This window comes from Micromonospora sp. NPDC023966, from assembly GCF_040639095.1.
In the GTDB taxonomy this organism is placed as follows: Bacteria; Actinomycetota; Actinomycetes; order Mycobacteriales; family Micromonosporaceae; genus Micromonospora.
Genome location: NZ_JBEZZJ010000003.1, coordinates 79,528 through 98,537, shown reverse-complemented (window position 1 = coordinate 98,537; position 19,010 = coordinate 79,528). Strand labels below are relative to the sequence as shown.

Here is a 19,010-nt window from a genome sequence, read left to right as displayed (position 1 = left end):
CTAGAGGTCGTCTTCGTCGTCGGACAGGGCTGCTGGTCTCCAACGTGGCTGCTGGCGTGGTGCTGCGGGCAGCGACCGGGGTTCGATGCCTCGTTGCTGTAGTTGCTGCCAGAGAGGTTCGAGGGCGGCAGCGGGGTCATGCAGGTATTCGCTGTCTCGGATGCGGATGAACTGCCAGCCGGCTCGGCGTAGTTCTCGCTCGCGGTGTAGTTCCTGGTGGACCTGCTTGGGTTGTCGGTTCCGCGACGGTGTGTCGCACTCGACAGCAAGCCGGCCGTTGTCGCCAACGACCACGAGATCGATGGCTCGGCGATCGACCGGGTAGTGCGGTACTGCGGCGTAGCCGCGGCGGCGCAGCTCCAGGAAGACGCATTGCTGCAGCAGGCATGTGAAGGGGTCTGTCCGAGTGTTGGGAGTGACATCGTCGAGATTCGGATCGACCGTGAGGGTCGCCGGAGGGTGGAGCATGTAGGTCAGCAGGGAGTGGCGGAGGTCGGCGGGGTTCAGACTCGCTGGCGAGACCGACGTGAACAGCCAGAGTTGGTCACGGGCGCGACTGACGGCGACGTTGTACCGACGTTGCTCAGTGCGGCCGGTGAGGGCTTTCCTGGCCTTCGTTACGACCATGGACAGCAGGATGACGTCGCGTTCGTCGCCTTGGAAGTCCGGCGGTTGACCGACTCGAATCTGTCGATGGCGTATGTCGGCCGGGTCGACCCGCTCGTAGAGGAGCTTTTCAATAACTTGCGTCTGTTTGCCGCTCTGCAGCGCGATGATGCCGATGGTCTTGTTGCGGTACATCGGGTCGTCGATGATCTTCTGTACGTGATCGATGATGGCGTTGGCTTCGACCTGGTTACGAAGGGTTGCCCTTTGCCCTTCCTCCACGGCGTCGTCGACGTGCACGACTCGGAGGGGGTCGAGGCGGTCGGCCCCGAACTGGCGTAGAGGGATAAGCCTGTTGTCGTAGAACTGCGCGGAGGACCATCCGATGATCTCGGGCATGCATCGGAAGTGTTCGGAGAGCCGAACGACGTCGGAGAAGCGGGAGGCGAGGAGTTCGTAGAGGTTGGAGCTAGGGAGAAAGCCGTTACGGAGGTTGAGTGGCATGTCCGCTAGGTGCTGGTCCAGGCTGTCCTGGACGGCCTCGGAGTCATTGTTTTTCCGGTAGTTGGCGCCGGGTGCGCACTGCTTCTCGTCGCCAACAACGATGACTCGTGGTGCCAGCCACAGGAGGAAGAGGCTGTCGACGCTGGCTTGGCTGGCTTCATCGACGATGATGACGTCAAAGGTGTTTGGTTGCGGTGGGACGGTGTCGGTGACAGCTGACAGGGGCATGACCCAGGCCGGGACGGCTTGCTGGGCGTGCTTCATCGCGTCGAACGCTGCGGTGAGGTACCGGTCCTTGCTTCTGCCCTGCCCACGACCGTAGGCGCCCATGTTGGTCTTGTAGGACTGGAGGGCTTGGCGCTGTTGCTCGGTCATGCGTTCCAGGCAGTGCTGCAGAGCCTGTTTGCCAGCTAGCTCTGCGGTGACACGGTTGAGTTCCTGTTCAATTTCATCGATGCGCTGCTCGTGGATCTGCTCGGTGTCCGTCTGCCGAACGTTCTCACAAAAGGCGGCCGCAGCGCCCCAGGCCCATGCTGCTTCGATGTCGTTGAGGCGACTCTCCCAGGTGAGATCGTCGACGTTCTCGCTGAGTTGGTTGGCGAGTGTCGGGTGAGCGGCGGAGAGCCTCTGGAGCAGCTGGTGGCATCGGTGTTGTGCGTCCTTGTCGCTCCTGGCCAGATCCAGTTGTCGGCGGACTGTGGCGTAGCGGTCGATGTCGCCACGGTTGAGAGCGGCGTTGAGATCGACGACTTCGGGGGCGACGTCTGGGTTTCGGCACCATGTCTGCACGGTGTTGGTGAGGCCAGCCATGGCCGCAGCTGCCTGTCGCGCCCCGGTGATAGTCGTTTGGTTTTGGCCGACGCGGACAAGGAGGTCCCAGTCTTCCAGGCAGCGGACTGTGAAGCGAATCCCGTGGCTGCGCAGGAGGCGCTCGACAGTGTCCCGGGCTGCGGCGAGCGTACGCAGGGCGGAGGCGTTGTGTGAGATGTCGTGCAGATGTGCCACTCGACGGCGGAGCGGCCCCTGGAAGGTCGGAACTCCGATCTGGGCCCATGCCTCCAAGGCGGTGCTGACGGCTGTTTCGGCCTGAAGGTAGGTGGACAGCGCGGTCAGCTCGGAGGCGGTGGCGGGTGGGGACCCGTCAACCGTACAACTTTGCAGGAGGTCGGTGGCGTCGAGCTGGGCACGTGGGGGCAGGTAGCGGCGTAGACGTCGGCCAGTTGCCAGGTGCCTGCGCAGACGCTTCGCTTGGCCGGAGAGGCGGCTGAGGTGAGCTGCGGTCAGGGGTGTGGGGCCCAGGTCGATGTCGCAGTCGTTTAGAGCCGTCAGAGCACGTATGTGGGGCTCTGCTTCTCGCAGTTCGGCGAACAGGGCCTCCCAGTAGGCAGGGCTTCGCCGGGCCAGGAGCGCTTCAGCGGCACCGCGCCGCCAGTCTGCGGGGTCCCAGTCGCTGATGGCATCGGGCAGGCCGCAGGCCGCCATAGTGTCGGTGGCAACCGCGACGTGGCGCTGGACCTCGGTAAGGGTGGGGTCATCAAGGGTGGTGAGTGACCATGCGGAGGCGGTGCGGTCGCAGCCGAGGATCCTTTCGGCGTCAGCGATGGTGGCGATCATCGCGGCGACGTCCGCGGCGTGGGGGATTTGCTCGGAGTCGGGGATGAGTTGCTTTGCTCGTGCGGCGCGTTGTGGCGTGGCGGTGGTGAGAAGCCGCCATAGCTGTTGGGCTTGGTCGTTCGACAGGGGCGGGTCACCGGAAGCGGAGGCGGGCAGTGGGGCGATCCAGCGTGCTGATCGCGGCCAGCGCCCAGTTGTTCGACGATCTGCGCCAGGGTGCCGCCGTAGCCATCGGCGATCGGCGGGTGCGTCGTGTACTCCTGCTCGCGAACTCCGCCCAGCTCATGGATCGCCCGCTCGAGCCGAGCGTGGAGATCTGCGCGCTGTCCCCGAAGTTGGGTGATGTCGGTGCGTAGTTCGTCGACGGTGATCGTGGAGGACAGTTCCGACAGTGCGGTGATACTGCGGTCGAGTTCGTCTGTGCCGGTCCGCTGCATGCCCGTCATCAGTACGCACAGTTGCCTGACCGACTCGGGAAGCTTCTTGCGGAGCACGCGTAGCGCTTGGTCCTTTTGGCTCGTGATGAGCAGCCTCTGGCCGTCGGCGAGCAGCGCGCAGATGAGATTGGCGATCGTGTGGGTTTTGCCCGTGCCCGGTGGGCCCTGCACGACGACGGTCGTGTCGTCGCTGAGCTTGGCCAGCACCCGACGTTGTTCTCTGTTGCTGGGGAGAGGAAACAACGGATCGTCGCTGTTGACCGGGCGATCACGGCCTTCGTCCATGAGCCAGTTGCGGCGCTGCGTTGCCTCGATCGGGGTCACCAGTTGCGCCAGACCGAGGGGAGTTGGAGCGTCCACGCCCTCAAGGCTGTCGGCGATGCTGCGATAGACCCGCTCCAATCCCTTGCGGTCCCGGCGACGAAGGAATAGCGCTGGAGCGAGGGTCAGCCGTGTTGTATCGGCCTCGTCGAGAAGCGGTGGTTCCCACCGATCGTCAGCAAGGTGCAGGGTCCGGTCCCAGCAACGGCGCCGCCACAGCTGCAAGAGCCGCACGACCTCCGGCGAGAAGGGGTGCAGCTGCGCTTCGGTGTCAAACCAGGGCGATCCAAAGTGTTTGGCGCGGTATCCGTCGTGGGAGGTGAGGAAGTCTTGGTCCTCGATCTTCATCCTCTGGTCGAGGGGCAAGACGATCTGCAGGCTGTCGGTAGCTTGATCCTCAACAATGGCCGCGTTCCAGATCAGGAGGTGCCGGCGGATAGCCCAACGGCCGGCGGCGCTGGAGGTAAGGAGACCGACACCGAGCACAAGCTCCTCGGCGTCGCCGCGTTGCTGTGCCAGTCGCTGCAGTCTCTCCAGGTAGGCGTAGGTGGCGCGCTGCTCCTTTATGCTGCGCTCGTGCTCGGCCCACTTCGTCCATACGGCGAGCCAGGCCTCGTACTCCCGTCGCAGGGAATCGGAGATTGCCGGACCAGCGGCTGAAAGCCCGCTTTCAGTTTCCGCGAGCGGGGGTGGCGAGCCTTCGGCGTTGCCGTACTCGGTGGCGTTCAGCAGGCCGCGGAGCGCTGTCGGGGGTACAGGGGGTTCAGGTGGTGGAGGGTAGGTGACCTGCATGATGATCCGTCCGCGACCACTCGCCTTCTCTTGCGGCGGCCTACGAAACCAGTAAACGTTGGTCTCGTCGATTGCGTCGCGATCCGGCAGCTCACTGCTCTTGACCTGCGTGAGCAGATGCGCCACGAGGCCTTGGGTCAGTCGTCTGACGGCGGGACTGGTTGGGGACACGGGGTCCGGCACTGCGCCTCCTCGGGCTCGCCCAGCCCAACAGGATGCACGTAATCAACTACGAAGCGCAAGCATCTGCCGGCGAATGATCATCAATCGAGGTACACCTGTTTGACGCGGAGCGCATCCGCTCAGCGCCCTAAAGGAAACCGGGGCCGCTGCCGCTTTCCGTGGTCTGGGGCCAGCCAGCGTCGTTTTCGCGATACTTGGGGCCGACGCCCACACCCCCGGCGCGGACGCGGCCGGTACCTGGCGAGCCCTACCCGCGGACCATCCGTGGCCGGGTACCGGGTTCCGCCAGCCTGTTGATGGTGTTGGTGTAACGATGCATGACGTGGGAACCCCGAAAACCGCTGCACCTGCTGTCTCGCCGCTTGCCGGTGAGCCGATCAAGCGGGCCGACGCCGAACGGCTCGCAGGAGTGCTGAAGGCCGTCGCCGACCCAGCCCGGCTGCGACTGCTCAGCCTGATCCAGTCCGCTCCCGAAGGCGAGGCGTCCGTCAGTGACCTCACCGCGCCGCTCGGCCTCTCCCAGCCGACCGTCAGCCATCACCTCCGGATCCTCACCGAGGCCGGGCTGCTCGAGCGCGAGAAGCGCGGAGTCTGGGCCTACTACCGCCTGGTGCCGTCCGCCATCGCCGCGATCGCCGAGCTGTTGACGCCGCCCCGCAAGCGGGCGACCAGGAAGACCCGCTAAGCGTCACGGTGAAGACGCTGGCGCCGACCCTGCCGGCAATAATCCGCTCTGGTCGTGGCCGGTTTGACCGCCGCGCCAACCGCCTACCTTCGCTGGTGCGGGCGTCGCTGCCGGTGAATGCGGATTACCGTCCGAACCGCCACTGGGCTTCTTCGAGGAAGTCCGCGTGCTGGGCTTCCTCCCACTCCTGCATGCTCGGGTATCGGTCTCTGCAGTACCGCCGCTGCAGGTGATCGACGAACTGGGTCCACTCGTCGTCGTTCGCCAGCCGCAGTCCACGATCGTCGTTGCCCGCTTGCAATACGACACCACCGTCGGGCTCAACGGTCAGGGTGATCTCGTCGTCACGCGGATCAGGAGCACGAGCGGCCAAGTACGCGAAGTAGATGTAGCGGTAGTCGAACTCGTCGTGCCGGTCGTGCACCCAGTTAAGCCACTGATCGACCTGCGCCAAGGTCCACGGTTCCATACGTCCCTCCCCTAGATCCCCGCCGGGGGCACGCAACTTCCCTGCCATAGATCCAAGGCTATTGAATGGCCGGCACCCACCCTGCCGACGGCGCGGCCAGGTGGCTCGGCCAACCGCCACTTTCGTCGCAGTCGGCAGTGGTGGCGGAAGAGGCGGCAAGCCTGGGACTGAGCGTGCCGCCCGTCGACCACGTCACTGGCATCCGGCAATATGCCACCTCGCTTCGGAAGACCGCACTGCTTTCCAGTCGCAGCCCGCCCGACGGCCAACTTGGGGGCTATGAGCGCGCGGACTCGATGGGGCGTCAGGAGCTGCAGGTGTTCAGCATGCTCTGCAGGGCGGACTTCTCCGACGACTGCAGGGTCAGCCCCCAGTTGTAGTTCACGGTGATCCACATCTTGCTGTAGGTGCACCGGTAGGACGACAGGGGCGGCTGCCAGGTGGAGGGGTCCTGGTCGCCCTTGGCCTGGTTGACGTTGTCGGTGACGGCGATCAGCTGCGGGTGGCTGAGGTCGGCCGTCGCGCCTGGTTCCGCTACCGCACCGGTATCGCCCTCGCCGCAGCAGCTGCGTTGACAGCGGCTTACCGAGCATTGACCGAGCCGACGATGGCACCAACGCCCTTGCGAAGCCGAGGAGGACACCGCACTACGGTAGGCGATGGGACCTACGAGAAACACCTCTCAAACCGGCGCCGGGGGCCTTCTGATCCGAGGCCTCGATAAGGCACGTCCGATGCGGACCTGACCGGAGGTGCGGAAGGACATCTACCCGCGTCGCTGGCACTCCGTAAAACTCTGCCGGTGAGGCGCCCCTGCCCTGAGACGGCGAGGGCTTGCCCTTGGCACGCCTCTGGTGGGTAAAGTTCCCTGATCCGCCCGCTGTGATCGGAGCCAGGCATGGAATGGCAAGACGACGTTCAGGAGGACGATCTCCGCGACGCGACCCGCAAGTACTTGCCCGAAACAGTGGTCTGGACTACCGACTGGACGACGGGCGCCCTGACGGAGCAGATGCAACGCGACGTCTTCGACGTCGATCCGCCGTTCCAACGTAGGTCAGTTTGGAACGACCAAAAAGCTTCCCTCTACATCGAGTCACTCCTTCTAGGTTGTCCGGTGCCGCCAATTACGTTGGCCGAGTTGCCGAAGTCGAGCCCAGGCCAGCATCAGTACATCGTGATCGACGGGAAGCAGCGGCTGGGGACGCTCAAGCGCTTTGCTATCGAGGAGACGCTGCGCTTGACGGGCCTGCAAACCTTGCCGAATCTCAACGGCAAGGGCTTCCAGGAGATCACGGCTATTCAGGAGTTCTCTCGCTTCGAGAACCTTCCGATTCGCACCGTAGTCATGCGGAATTGGATCAAGGACGAGGTTCTCCAGTTCGTCTTCCATAGGCTGAATAGCCAGGTGACCCCTTTATCCACCCACGAACTTCGGCGATCACTAATCGCTGGACCCTTCACTGACTACTTGGATGTTCGATCCGCTAGATCCAGGGGCATTCAGAAAATTCTCAACATCAGCGAGCCGGATTATCGGCTCCGGGACGCCGAACTTCTACTTCGAGCTATTGCCTTCTCATGCTTCTTCAACAGATATCGCGGCAACCTCAAGAGCTTCTTGGACGCTGCCACCCGGACCCTGAACAAGAATTGGGACCGTCGGGTTGAGCGGCAGCTCGATGATCTTGCAGAAAACATCGATGAGGCAATCGTCGCAACCTTCGAAATTTTTGGCCGCAGCGCGTTCCAGAGGATCGAAGACGGGCAAGCTACCGGCAGATTCAATCGAGCGGTTTTTGACATGATGATCCTTACCCTTCGTGATGCCGAGGTCCGCGAGGCTGCGCTTGAGTCCGCAGCAGTCGTAAGAGAGACGTTCACGACTCTATCTAACCGCAGTGGCAAATTCCGCAGCTGGACCGAGGCGACGACGAAGAGCCGAGACGCAGTGCAAGGAAGAATTGATTTCTGGGCCGGCCGGCTTGGCCGGGCACTCGGCTACGAGAACCTAACTGAATTAGCAGAGTCCTCCGCCTTGGAAGCTCTGTAGGAGCGCTCCCCGTGAAGTCGCGCGAGTTACATCGCCTGGCGGAACAGTGTGGCCGGCGCCAGCAGTTTCTTACCACCCGTTTCATAAGGCCGTTCATGGGCATCTCGACATGGACCCCCGAGGCACTGGACGTCTCAGCGGCCTATATCGGGCTGTTGCATGCGGAGGCAGAGCACGCACTCGAAGAGATGGTCAGGAAAGTCCTGCGAAACGCCAGAGAGCGGACAGTTAGGTACCAATGCAGTCCAATACTCGTCAATTGCGTGCTCTACTACAAAGGTGACTTTGAGTCCAAAATGCCGAATCTCGAACTAATTCCGAGCAAGAAGCTCTTCGCATCGAACCGTAAGGAACTCCTACGCGTTTGGGATAGCGTAGGCGCCGGAACGTACTTTAAGAATCTCATCGATGGGAATCACGGGGCAGGAATTAAATATGTGGAGAAGCTACTACATCCAATCGGCGTGTCGGTTACACCCAAGGCTTTTAAGCGAGTGAGCGGATATGGTGTCCAAGAGTTAACGCAGTTGCCGCCAATGGCGAGCACTGATCTATACGAGTTTGTACACCTCCGCGGGGCCGCCGTCCACACAAGCACCGCAAGCTTCAAGGACGCCATAGGAAACGACACTCCCGAGCACGTCGCCAATCGGGGCGAAAGCGTAAGTAGATTTGTTCATTCCGTGGCACGAACGCTTGCGAAGCATGCGTGGCGATAGAACCGGCTCAGTCGCACGGGGTTGCGATGACACGTTCCGTTGGACGTGGTGCCTAACGTCGGCGGGCATGTTTGATTCAAGCCATCATCACTGTCTGCCTCCGAAGAACAGTCGCCGAGCAGAACGGGGCGACAAGGTGTACGAGGTTATTACCCCGGCCTGCTTGGCTTGAATAGCGGGCGGATTGGCATTACTATATACGCCCCACGGACTGGGGCCCCCTCATCCGTTGTCGTCCGGGCGCCGGAGGCGCTCTAAAGCAATCCCACTCCTTGCTTCCGCCGTTCCGTCAGGCTCGACACCGCGCGACGAACGCACCAAAGCCGGCCCGGCCATCGTCTTTGATGAACTCTTCGGCCGAGTTGCATGACGCATCCACAGTTGGGCTCGCGCCGTCGGCGGCTGGAACCGACACGCTGGAGGGGGAAGGCGGGCCAGCGGCCCGGCCTGGTTCGGCGGCGCGAGCGGCCCGCTGGGCGGGACGCCTTGATCACGATGGAGATCTACAGCCAGCTCTCGTCCAAGGCCACTCGAGAGGCCCTGCGGAGGCTCGGCCCTTACTCCGCTCGACGGAGCCGGTACCGCTCCAAGCGATCGGCTCGGTAGCGGTCGAGGATTAGCGCGGCGTCATCGAGCCGCGGACATCCGGAGTCAGTGCACATCGCGCACAGGTTCCGCTCATGGAACTCGATGCAGTACGAGGCGAGGACGACTGGGAACGGGACTCGCGTGAGCCACTTCTCCCCCATCACTCGGCCCGACCTTGAGAACGGTGCTGCTGGCCGAGGGTGAGGAGCGGGGTGCGTTGGTATTCCATCGTTGGCTCGACTGCCCAGTAGTGCGGACGGCCGGCGTTGCGGCGGGCCTGGACCTCGGAGACGGCCTGCGGACCGAGGGCTCCGGAACGGTTCGGGTAGGCGGTCGCTGGGCCGGTCCGGTCGACTGGTAGCGGACGGCGCTTGAAGGGCCAGAGTCTCATGAGATCCCTCCTGGGTGTGGTTTGGTACGCCTACCAAAGGTAATCCAACTCGTCCGACTCGTACAGCCCGTCCTAGACGTTCTGTACGTACCCCACGGCCTGCTCAGGCTGTGCGTCCATAAGGTCCGGCTCATGGTTGACGAGATGTCTCCGGTGGCGCTCTACATCCAGCTCGCAGACCTCCTCGCCAGGCAGATCGAGGACGGGAAGCTCAAGCCCCGCCAGCCGGTCCCAAGCGAGACTCATCTACAGCAGGAGTACGGCGTCAGTCGCGGAACGGTGCGGGCGGCTGTCCGCCTGCTCCGGGAGCGGGGTCTGGTCGTGACGTTGCCGGCTCGCGGTTCTTACGTTGCCGAGCGGAAGCCGTAACCCCACCGCCGCCTGCCTGTGGGGCATCAGCAGCGGCGCTGGCGCTACCGAGGCGGGCAGCACCACCGGGATGGCGTCTACGACCGGATCACCTGGACTTCGTCCGCTACATCCTCGGGTACCGACGCAGTATGCGACCCCGGGTACAGAACCTTGTCCGGGAACACGGACCTCACGTCCGGCTTCTCACCCTCAACGGCCGCCGGCAGGCCAACCAGTTGCTCAACCGCGTACGGGACGAACATCAGCCCTTGCCCTAACCGCAGCGGCAAGGCGCGCTGTGCCAGCTGCACGGCGAGCCCTCTCAGCCTCGCACAACGTCGCCTGCCCAACCGCCTCCACTGCGCGAGCTGAGCGCGTCCTAGGACCCGGAACGTCCGTGGGTAGCCCTTCCCCGCCCGCCGCCTGGCCGATCTCCAACGCTCAGCACGCTCGGGATTCGGGCGTGTTGCTCCTCGCCGAGTTTGATTCGGACGCAGTCGGCAGCCGGTTGGGATGCCCACATCTCCTCTGCGACTTGACCTTGAGCGATAGGTGAGCGTGGATCACTAGACCCCTCGCTGGTACGGCGCGGGATGCCAGACGAAGCTCGGCCGCGTCGGTGCAGAACACCCGCCCGTGGCCCCGACGGACGTAGGAGGTCCGAGGCCAATGAGTCTTGCCGTTAAGGGCGCTCTTCTCGCGACGAAAGACCTAGGGAAGAACGAGCGGGCCGTGGCCATCGCAATCGCTGCACACGCCAACCAAGAGGGCAAGGCTTGGCCTTCCGTCGCCACCATCGCGAACTACGCCGGCTGCTCAGAGCGGACGGTGCAGCGATGCCTCAGCAAGCTGGTGCAACTCGGCCGCCTGGCCGTGTCCAAGGTCGCCGGGATCGCCACCCGCGTCTACCGCCTCGTCATCGGAGATCGGAGGACGGGAACTGCCTCTGGGCTGACAAATCAGCAGGGCAGGGCGACAGATTCGGCCAGCGGGGGTGACAGCCAGGGTGTCGCCCGAAGCTTTGAAGAACAATCAATGGAAGACGGGCGGGCACCGGTTTCCGACCGGTTTGCTCCGCAGAAGAAGCAGACCCGCGTTCCGGGTTACGCCGAGCGTGGCGGCGCGGCCCGGCCGATGACCGGCGGTGGCCGCCGCTGCTCACGTCCGGGGCACATTGGCCAACCTGCTGGCAGGTGCATTCCCTGCCGCTCAGAGGCGATCGAGCGCCGGGCATGAGCGACCATCACTTATGTGCTGGCATGCTGATAGGTCTTCGGCTGGACGAGCGCGGTGCACCATGAGACAAGCGAAAGCCGGCCGGCGTGGACGGCCAGGGCTTCGCCCAGGCACGGTCACGTTGACGACTCACGTCAACCCAGAGTGAGGCGTCCCTCTCGGTCGAACCGGACTCGGCCGCTGGTCACAGCGACGTGCAAGCCGTACCGGAGCAGTTTGTCGATCTTGTCGGTGCGCCGTCGGTAGCCGAGGCGCTCCAGCCCCGCGCGCAGCAGGCGCTCCTCGTCCACGCTCGGCACGTCCTGCAGAACGTGCACGAACGCGTTGGCGACCTCCTCGGGAGGCACCTCCTCGAACGCCCGGTCGTTGCTCGCCTGGGTGACCCGGTACGCGCGGTACGTCTGCGGATCCGTCCCCTCGGGCCACGCGTACCGCCCAACCGTGGGATGGCCGTACAGCCGGCGGCTGTCGACGAGCGCGAGCACAGCGAGGCGCCGGTCCTCCCGTGTCCGCAGGAAGCCGAACCGAGCCAGGGCCAGGCGGGCGAGCCGGTGCTGCTCGACCGGTCCCTCGGCCGCGATGATCTCCCGCAGCGCCTCCCGGACGAGCCCGCGTACCCGCTGGTCGCTGGCGAGCAGGTCGAGGTCGCTCTGGTCGCCGAGCGGCGTCGGGGCGTACGGGACGAAGGGGCTGACGTCGATGCCGCCGGTTGTCGCCGGCGGCGCGCTCGCGACGGGGGCCGGCGCGGAGGCGATGGCGAGGCCCGTAACGGGTGCCGACGCTACTCCCGTGGCGGGCTCGGTGTCCTCCGCAAGGGGTAGACCCGACAGCTCGACCAGGTGGACCTGCTCGACGTCCTCGGCCGTGCGGGGCGACGGCAACTCGACCGTGCCGTGAGCCGCGACGGCCTCCGCCGGCGCAGGCGGCTCTGGAGCATCGGCCCTTGCGACGGCGTCGTCGACGCGGTCGAGCAGCGCGGACCGGTCGTGGATCCACGCCGGCAGCCAGAACCGCACCACCTCCGGCCAGCCCATGATGGTCCGGAGCAGGGCGGGCGCCAGGTCCCGGTCGGCCACCGTCGGGCGGGCGCTCCACTCGGGGCCGTCCAGCATGACGGCCACCTGCCAGCGTGCCGAGCCCGGCCGGCGTACGGCGAGGTCCACGGTGAAGTCGGACAGGCCGTGCGAGGTGTGGACCTCGTGGCCGCGGTCGCGCAGCGCGGCGGCCACCTCGTCGCGGATGCGGCTGCGCCGCTCGGCCCGGTCGGTGGTCAGGTCGCCCAGCCGGTCGGCGCCAGCGGCGGCCATCTCGCAGTACGCCCGCAGGTGCTGGGTGCCGATCGCCGAGGTGCGGGACAGATCGATGTCCGACGGGTTGAAGGACGAGAAGAGCACCACCTGCCGGCGGGCCCGGGTGATCGCCACGTTGAGCCGCCGCTCACCGCCGGACTGGCTGAGCGGACCGAAGTTCAGCGGAAGCTGGCCGGTCTCCGGGTTGGTGGAGAAGGCCAGGGAGAACAGGACGACGTCCCGCTCGTCGCCCTGCACGTTCTCCAGGTTCTTGACGAAGATCGGCTCGGCGACCGCGCCGGAGAGCTGCTCGCGGATGATCGGGTCTGTGCTTTCCTCCAGCAGGTTGAGGATGAGGTCTCGCTGCTGGATGTTGAAGGTGACCACGCCGATCGACTGCCCGGCGGTGGCCGGGTCGTGCAGCCGCCGGGTGATGTCGGCGAGGACGGCTTGCGCCTCGACGTCGTTGGTCCGCGAGCCGCCGCGGTCGTACCGGCCGTCGACCCGCCGCCACGTGATGCCAGCGGAGCTGCTCATCCCCGGCGACGGAAGGCTGGAGAGCTTGTTGTCGTAGTAGTACCGGTTGGAGAACGCGATCAGCGACTCGTCGTGGCTGCGGTAGTGCCAGGACAGCCACCGCTGCGGCAGCCCCGACTCGACGGCTTCGCTGAGGATGCTCTCCAGGTCCTCCAGCACCGGGCCGTCGCCCTCGTCGACGTCGTCAACGGTGTGGCTGGCCTGCATGATGCTGGACGGCGGCATCTGCCGGGAATCACCGACGACCACCACGGCACTGCCCCGCCCCATCGCGCCGATCGCCTCGGCGACCCGGATCTGCGACGCCTCGTCGAAGATAACCAGATCGAAGCGCTGGCTTCCCGGTGCCAGGAAGTTCGCCGCCGAGGCGGGGCTGACCAGCACGCACGGCGTCAACGCCAGCACGGCGTCTGGGTAATGCTCGAACAGGTCCCGGAAGGACCGGCCGCCGCGCTTGCGGCGCAGTTCCGCCGCGAAGTCGGCGAAACGGCCCCGACGCTCGGTCGGGCTGAACGGGCGGCGGCGGACCAGCACCGAGGGCAGGCGCTCGGGCAGCGCCGACCGCAGCTCACCGGCGGCCGTCTCAAACTGGGCGATCTCGTCGTCGTGCAGTTCCGGGTCGAAGTACTGCAGCCCGCCGGCCCGTACCCTCTCGCCGAGGGACGCGGCGGCTACACCACGCCGGTACGCCTCCTCGGCGAACTGTCCGTTCACCTCGGCGCGCAGCAGCTGGTCCCGGTAGTCGTTGAGGCCGGCGGAGGCGAGCACGTCGGCGTGGGTGAGGACGGTGGCCCAGCGGCGCAGCGGGAAGAGTTCCTCGCTGCGCAGGTCATGCAGCCAGGTCGCGCCGTCCCGCTGCCAGGCGTCGACCCAGTGCGAGCCGGCCGACCACAGGGCCAGCTCCGGCTCTCCGGAACGCAGCACCCCGCGCCAGGCCCGCCACCGGGAGGCGACCCGGTCCAGGAGGGCGGCGTCGACGTCGGACACGCCGCGCTGGAACAGATCCCAGGCCTGCGGGTGCCGGGCCAGGAGCGTGCGGCTGGCCCGGGTCGCCTCGACCGCCTCCGCCAGCCGCTGCTGTGCGTCCCGGTTCGTGGGCTGCCATGCCAGGATTCGTAGGCCGCCGAGCGCGACCGCGTGCTGGTGCAGCGCGGCGGCCTGCGCCTGGGCGGCGACCAGGCGACCGGTGGTCACCTCGACCCGCTCGACGTCGAGCGCCGCGCCGGCAACCAGGTGCACGGCCAGCTTGTCGACGACGGCCTGCCGACGCTTGCGCTTGCCGAGCAGCTTCTTCGCCGCCTCCTGGGCCTCGGCGTGCCAGGCGGCCAGCTCGGGACGGGCGAACACGTCCGGCCGGAAGGTGGCGAGCTCACCGGCGAAGCCCTGGTGGAAGGCGGCCAGCTCCCCTTGGAGCCGGGCCGCCGCCTCGTCCCACCGCCGGTCGCCGGCGCGCAAGGTGGTCTCCCGGTCGGGCAGCATTCCGCGTACGGCGAGCCAGGCACCGGCCTGCAGCTCAGTGACGGTCTCCGGGGTAGGCAGCGTCCCCAGCAGCCCGACGAGGTGGGGGTGGGCGGCGAGGTCGGCGCGGAGGCGTTCGAGCTCGGCGGCGATCTCGGTGACGGCCGCGCCGTGCAGCCCGTCGAGGGTCCGGCAGCCGCTGAGCGCCCAGGGATGCTCGGGCCGAACCCGCGCCGAGCGCGCGGCCGCCGGGAACTCCCGCAACGTCGTCTCCACCCGAGCGCGCACCTCGGCGGGTGCGTGCAGGTAGCTCACCGGAACCGGGGCGGCCGGGCCGTCGCCGTACGCGAGGACCTGCTCGTAGGCCGACCAGAGCGACATCCCGACGGGGTTGGCGGTGTGGACCTGCGCCGGGTACTCGGCCAGCGGGGCGAGCCGCGTCCGGTAGGCCGTCTCGACGGCCGTCCAGTCGCCGTCGCTGCCCAGGTCGTACTGGTCGAGGGCGTCGCGCAGTTGCTGTCGGATGGCGTTGAGGGACTGCTTGCGCCCGTGCAGGTCCAGCGCGAACGGTCCTAGGCCGATGTGCTTGAGCCGGCGCTTCACCACCTCGAGGGCGGCCTGCTTCTCGGCGACGAACAGCACCGACCGGCCAGCGGCGACCGCACGGGCGATCATGTTGGTGATGGTCTGCGACTTGCCAGTGCCGGGCGGCCCTTCGAGGACGAAGGACTGGCCCCGCTCGGCCATCACGATCGCCTGCATCTGGGAACCGTCGGCGGGGATCGGCAAGTGCAGCTCCCCCTCGTCCACGGCGACGTCGGCGCCGTGGACCGGGCGGGCCGGGTCATCGAAGGTGGCGCCGGAGGACTCCACCAGGTGCCGGACCACAGGGTTCTCCATGAACCGGGGCCAGTGGTCGCCGAGGTCCCGCCACATCTGGAAGGTGGAGAACTGCAGCAGCCGCAGGCTGGCGGTCTCGTCGATGCGGTAGTTCAGCCGGTTGTCGACCAGCCCGGTGTTGATCGCGGCCAGGGTCTTCGCGATGTCGATGCCATGCTCGTCGAGGACCGGCTGCTCCAGTTCCGGGATCCGCACGCCGTGCTTGACGCGCAGCCACTCGATGAGGCAGTAGTTGGGGCTGGCCACCTCGGTGCCGTCGATGACCATCGCGTACGGGCGGCGGCCGCTGCCGCCCTCGATGCGCACCGGCAGGAGGAACAGCGGCGCGTACGCCTCTCCCCCGGTGGTCTTGGTGTGCACCAGGGTGCCGATGGTCAGGTAGAGGTAGTTGCTGCCGGTCTCCTGCTCCATCGTGCGCGCCTCGCGCTGCAGCGCCCGCATAGCGGTCTTGTAGCGGGCCTCGGTGACCGCGCCGTAGACCCGCCGGTCGGTGCGCAGCTCCCGGGTGAGGATCTCGACGTCGAGGTCCTGCGCCCGGCGCGCGCCGGCCAGCTCGTGCACGTGGCTGATGTCGTCCTGCGGGATCACCTGCACCTGGCGGCCGTCATGGATGAGGTCGTCCAGCAGGGCGAGGGCACCGGCCGGCACGTGCAGGTCCAGACCCCGGCCGCGCTTGGGCAGGTTGAGCAGCGGGTTGCGCAGGCTCAGGTCGAGCAGGGACTTCCGCCACTGCTGGATGCGCGCCGGGGAGCCGTCGGCGAGCTGCGGCACCTCGTCGCCCTCGTCGGCAAGCTGGCGCAGCTTCGCCGCGGCCACACCGGGCGGGAGGTCGAGCGACGCGCTGGCGTCGGGGGTCATCTCGGCGTCGACGGGCGCGGGCGCGACCAGCTCGTCGGCCGAGGGCAGCGGCTGGATGCCGGAGCGGTGGGCAAGGTGGACGTCGACGACGCCCTGCAGGCGGTGGCCCTCCCCGCGGAAGTGGCTGAGGCCGACCCGTACCGCCTCCGTGAAGGTCGCCGACTGGGCGCCGGGTCCGATGCGGGTCAGTTCGACCGGCACCGCCCGGCCCGAGTCGACCATCGAGATCAGCAGGTTGGTCTCGGTGACCGCCGCAGCGCCGAGCCGCTCCTCCTCGAGGAGGAAGCCGCCGAAGGCGTGCCCCTCGCTGATGAAGATGAGCGGGTGCAGCCCTGCCGCCTCCAGGCACGCGGCATAGGTGACGGAGAGGTCGAGGCAGTTGCCGAGCCGCCCGTCCAGCACCGCGGCCGTCGTCCGCACCTTCTGGCCGCTGTTCTCGAACGACGCCGGCAGGGTCTGGTAGGTGATCTCGAGCTGGCGCAGCGCCTCGTACACGGCGCCGGCGATGAGCGCCCCCCGTTCCGAGCCGTCCTGGTAGCCCTGCAGCGAGCCGGAGCCGGTACGCGCGAGCAGGAGCTGCGCCGCCGACCGCAGCACCGCCTCGACCGCCCGGGTGTTCGGCTGCACGAAGGCGGCCAGGCTGTCGTAGAGGGCCGGGCTGTTGAACCACTCGTTATGTGCGAGCACTCTTGACGGGGCGACCAGCGTCAAGGCCTGGCCATCCGCCTCGACGGTGAGGCGGTAGTCGACCGGGAACGCCTCATCGGTGCGGTAGAGCAGCGCGCGGTCGGGGGTGACGTCCCGGAAGTCGTCCCAGCCGGTGCTCGCCCCGGGCCGCAGCGGCGCCGGGAGGGTACGCGTCCACGGCTCGGTGAGCGCACCGTCGGGGCCGAGTAGCTCCAGCGTCAGGGTCACGTCCGCCAGCGGTTCCGTACCGCGGTTGACCAGCGTGAGGTGGCGGACCAGCGGTACCCGGTTGTGCACCAGGGCGGCGTTGATCGCCGGCTGCACGAGCAGCGCGACTGCGAGCTGGCCGTCGTCGGCGGTGAACTGCGCGAAGACGCTGTCGGACATTGGCGTTTCTCCAGGTGGCAAGGCCGGGAATGGTCAGCCTAGCGGTCGTCCGACCGGCGGATCCTCCCCGGCCGTGTGCCGATCGCTTCGTCGGCACCGTCGCCGACGTCGTGTGCCGTCATGTCGGCGAGCAGCGAGTCCACCACCACTTCCTCAAGCAGAGCTGAGTCGCCGCCGGTGGCTGGTCCGTCCGGACAGGATCGTTTGCCCGGATCGCAGGTTAGCGTCATCCTTCATGATCATCTGTTGGTCCATCCGGCCGTTTACCCTGGCCGATCCCGCTTTCAATCGCCGCATCAACACCTGATCTTGGATGTCGTACCCCTTCGGCAGGATGTGCGCCATGAAGACGCACCACCCGAACCCCCGGCGCCTGGTCTACGGCCACGCGCAGCTGCACGACTGCCTGGCCTTCGCCGACGCGAACACCGCCACCGAGGAGGCCGAAGAGATCAAGGCGCTGGCCGCCGCCCGCACGTGGGGCGAAGCCCGCCAGGTCCAGATGACCCACCTGTGGAACCCTGCCGGCCCCGAGTGCTACGAGCCGGAGGACGACGACTACGCCGACGGCAAGCCGTTCGACATCAACGAGCTGGGAACGGTCATGGAGGGCGACTGGCCCCGGATGGTCACCGAGCGCGCGTTAGAGCTGCTCCCCGAGGACCTCCAGGACCGGTTCGGCAAGCGCCAGTTCACCGCGCACAACGGTGACTTCCTCGAGATCCCGATCGACCACGAGAGCGAGCTGGTGGCGGAGCTGCGCGAGCGCGGCTACGAGGTCACCCGCGACGACGAGCTCATCAACGTGCTCGACGGCCGCAGCTTCAGCCCGCTCGCCGGCTGACTCCCGGCTCTCCCGCCGCTCGCACCGCTGGCTCCGGCCGATGAGCCGGGGCCAGCGGCGGCGCAGCCTTCCGGGGGGGGGACCAGAAGAATCAGGTGACGGCGAGGGCTGCGGTCAGTAGCGGAAGGTCGTACGGAGCGACCAGACGCAGCGGCTTCTGCTTGCTGTTCCCGTTCTGAGTGATGATGAGCGCCGCGCTCAACTGCCCGGCCTGCCTGCCTCGGCTGAGCTTGTCGATGGCATCCACCACCGTGATCGTCCTGGGAACCAGGAGGGCGTCCTCCCCCGGCTCGGCGAACGCGAGCACTTGCGAGACCGGCTCTTCCTCCCGCGATCCCGGTGTTCCTGGTCAACTGGTCCGCGGGCCACCGAGCGATGGCGTTGGTGGTCAGGACGCCGCGATAGCCGTCGCCGTCATACACCGGCAGTTGCGATGCCTTCAGCGAATTCCGCACTTGAGCCTGTCAGGCGGCGCTTGGGCCTTTTGCATCTGGGGTCGTGAGGTGAAGACCCAGACGTTCTACCTGTTCAAGCAGGTCTTTGGGCGGCTTGGTGAGGTCGAGGTGTTGGACGTAGAGGTGCACCTTGGCGGTGGGAATCAGATGGGTGTGGGGTTCGGGTGGTCCGTCCGCGTAGACGAGGGTGGCCGCTGGCAGTTGGGCGGCGGTGGCGTAGACGAGGAGCTGATATAGATCACTGCTATGCCCGGGTCCAGTGTCCCTCTTGTACTTGACGTCGCCAATGAAGGCGCACTGGCCGCGTGGCCAGTAGCTGAGGTCGGGCTTGAGCCGGACGCGGCGGTGTGCGTCCAGCGCCAGAGGCGGGCAGTTGTTGCCCGAGGGGAATTCGGCGGGGTTAGCACGGAGTGTGTCGCGTAGGGCGACGCGGACGCGGGCACCCTCGGCTGCGCGTTGAGAGCTGCGCTGCTGCCCGCGCCGCGCCACCGCGAGCGTGCAGCCCATCCTCATCCTGCACCACGTCGAAGCGACCCCTACGCAGGATGAGACTGGCTCCAGCGTCGCAGCTCACATTTGACGGTTACTGGCACGAAGGTCTACGTTAACGTTAACCCAGCTGACCGACAAGCAGAGAGAACGTGGG

13 protein-coding genes and 1 pseudogene are annotated in these 19,010 nt (G+C 66.8%); 6 read left to right on the top strand and 8 right to left on the bottom strand.

Going from position 1 to position 19,010, the window contains the following annotated elements; genetic code table 11:
• Together AB0F68_RS06850 and AB0F68_RS06845 are read right to left on the bottom strand one after the other, a co-directional pair.
• A complete protein-coding gene (locus AB0F68_RS06850; RefSeq protein ID WP_357333409.1) occupies nucleotides 1-2,724 on the bottom strand; it encodes an AAA domain-containing protein in 2,724 nt (907 codons plus the stop codon).
• Nucleotides 2,721-4,400 carry an AAA domain-containing protein gene (locus AB0F68_RS06845; protein ID WP_357333408.1) on the bottom strand — a complete coding sequence of 560 codons (1,680 nt, stop codon included), beginning with the start codon at nucleotides 4,398-4,400 and terminating at the stop codon, nucleotides 2,721-2,723. The genes AB0F68_RS06850 and AB0F68_RS06845 overlap by 4 nt, the downstream gene beginning before the upstream one ends.
• A gap of 370 nt (nucleotides 4,401-4,770) precedes the next feature.
• Here AB0F68_RS06845 and AB0F68_RS06840 point away from each other — a divergent pair, with 370 nt between their 5' ends.
• A complete protein-coding gene (locus AB0F68_RS06840; RefSeq protein WP_357333407.1) occupies nucleotides 4,771-5,142 on the top strand; it encodes a metalloregulator ArsR/SmtB family transcription factor in 372 nt (123 codons plus the stop codon).
• A gap of 124 nt (nucleotides 5,143-5,266) precedes the next feature.
• Here the strand turns inward: AB0F68_RS06840 and AB0F68_RS06835 are convergent, their stop codons facing one another.
• Nucleotides 5,267-5,611 carry a hypothetical protein gene (locus AB0F68_RS06835; protein WP_357333406.1) on the bottom strand — a complete coding sequence of 115 codons (345 nt, stop codon included), beginning with the start codon at nucleotides 5,609-5,611 and terminating at the stop codon, nucleotides 5,267-5,269.
• Between the two features lie 304 nt (nucleotides 5,612-5,915).
• Nucleotides 5,916-6,125: pseudogene (locus tag AB0F68_RS06830) on the bottom strand (hypothetical protein); the annotation flags it as partial.
• Between the two features lie 384 nt (nucleotides 6,126-6,509).
• Between AB0F68_RS06830 and AB0F68_RS06825 the strand changes: the two are divergent.
• From AB0F68_RS06825 to AB0F68_RS06810, 4 genes are all read left to right on the top strand, one after another.
• Nucleotides 6,510-7,664, top strand: coding sequence for a DUF262 domain-containing protein (locus AB0F68_RS06825; protein ID WP_357333405.1), 1,155 nt, complete (start codon nucleotides 6,510-6,512; stop codon nucleotides 7,662-7,664).
• Nucleotides 7,665-7,675: 11 nt separating this feature from the next.
• A complete protein-coding gene (locus tag AB0F68_RS06820; RefSeq protein ID WP_357333404.1) occupies nucleotides 7,676-8,383 on the top strand; it encodes a hypothetical protein in 708 nt (235 codons plus the stop codon).
• Nucleotides 8,384-9,494: 1,111 nt separating this feature from the next.
• Nucleotides 9,495-9,731 (top strand): GntR family transcriptional regulator, encoded by a 237-nt coding sequence (locus AB0F68_RS06815; protein ID WP_357333403.1) that lies wholly within the window; start codon nucleotides 9,495-9,497, stop codon nucleotides 9,729-9,731.
• Nucleotides 9,732-10,382: 651 nt separating this feature from the next.
• Complete coding sequence (locus AB0F68_RS06810) at nucleotides 10,383-10,949, top strand: helix-turn-helix domain-containing protein (RefSeq protein WP_357333402.1); 567 nt, start codon at nucleotides 10,383-10,385, stop codon at nucleotides 10,947-10,949.
• Nucleotides 10,950-11,083: 134 nt separating this feature from the next.
• Here the strand turns inward: AB0F68_RS06810 and AB0F68_RS06805 are convergent, their stop codons facing one another.
• Together AB0F68_RS06805 and AB0F68_RS06800 are read right to left on the bottom strand one after the other, a co-directional pair.
• Nucleotides 11,084-17,065 (bottom strand): DUF4011 domain-containing protein, encoded by a 5,982-nt coding sequence (locus tag AB0F68_RS06805; protein ID WP_357333401.1) that lies wholly within the window; start codon nucleotides 17,063-17,065, stop codon nucleotides 11,084-11,086.
• A gap of 153 nt (nucleotides 17,066-17,218) precedes the next feature.
• Nucleotides 17,219-17,410: a hypothetical protein gene (locus tag AB0F68_RS06800; RefSeq protein ID WP_357333400.1), complete on the bottom strand. Its 192-nt coding sequence runs from the start codon at nucleotides 17,408-17,410 to the stop codon at nucleotides 17,219-17,221.
• Here AB0F68_RS06800 and AB0F68_RS06795 point away from each other — a divergent pair.
• A complete protein-coding gene (locus AB0F68_RS06795) occupies nucleotides 17,409-17,909 on the top strand; it encodes a hypothetical protein (protein WP_154226468.1) in 501 nt (166 codons plus the stop codon). The two genes, AB0F68_RS06800 and AB0F68_RS06795, sit on opposite strands and share 2 nt — an antisense overlap.
• 91 nt (nucleotides 17,910-18,000) lie before the next feature.
• On the opposite strand, the gene AB0F68_RS06790 is transcribed toward AB0F68_RS06795, so the two are convergent.
• Together AB0F68_RS06790 and AB0F68_RS06785 are read right to left on the bottom strand one after the other, a co-directional pair.
• Nucleotides 18,001-18,216, bottom strand: a complete 216-nt coding sequence (locus AB0F68_RS06790; protein ID WP_357333399.1) for a hypothetical protein — start codon at nucleotides 18,214-18,216, stop codon at nucleotides 18,001-18,003.
• A 157-nt stretch (nucleotides 18,217-18,373) separates the two neighbouring features.
• The gene (locus AB0F68_RS06785) at nucleotides 18,374-18,871 is read right to left on the bottom strand and encodes a hypothetical protein (RefSeq protein ID WP_357333398.1); all 498 of its coding nucleotides are present in this window, start codon (nucleotides 18,869-18,871) and stop codon (nucleotides 18,374-18,376) included.
• Nucleotides 18,872-19,010: the final 139 nt, after the last annotated feature.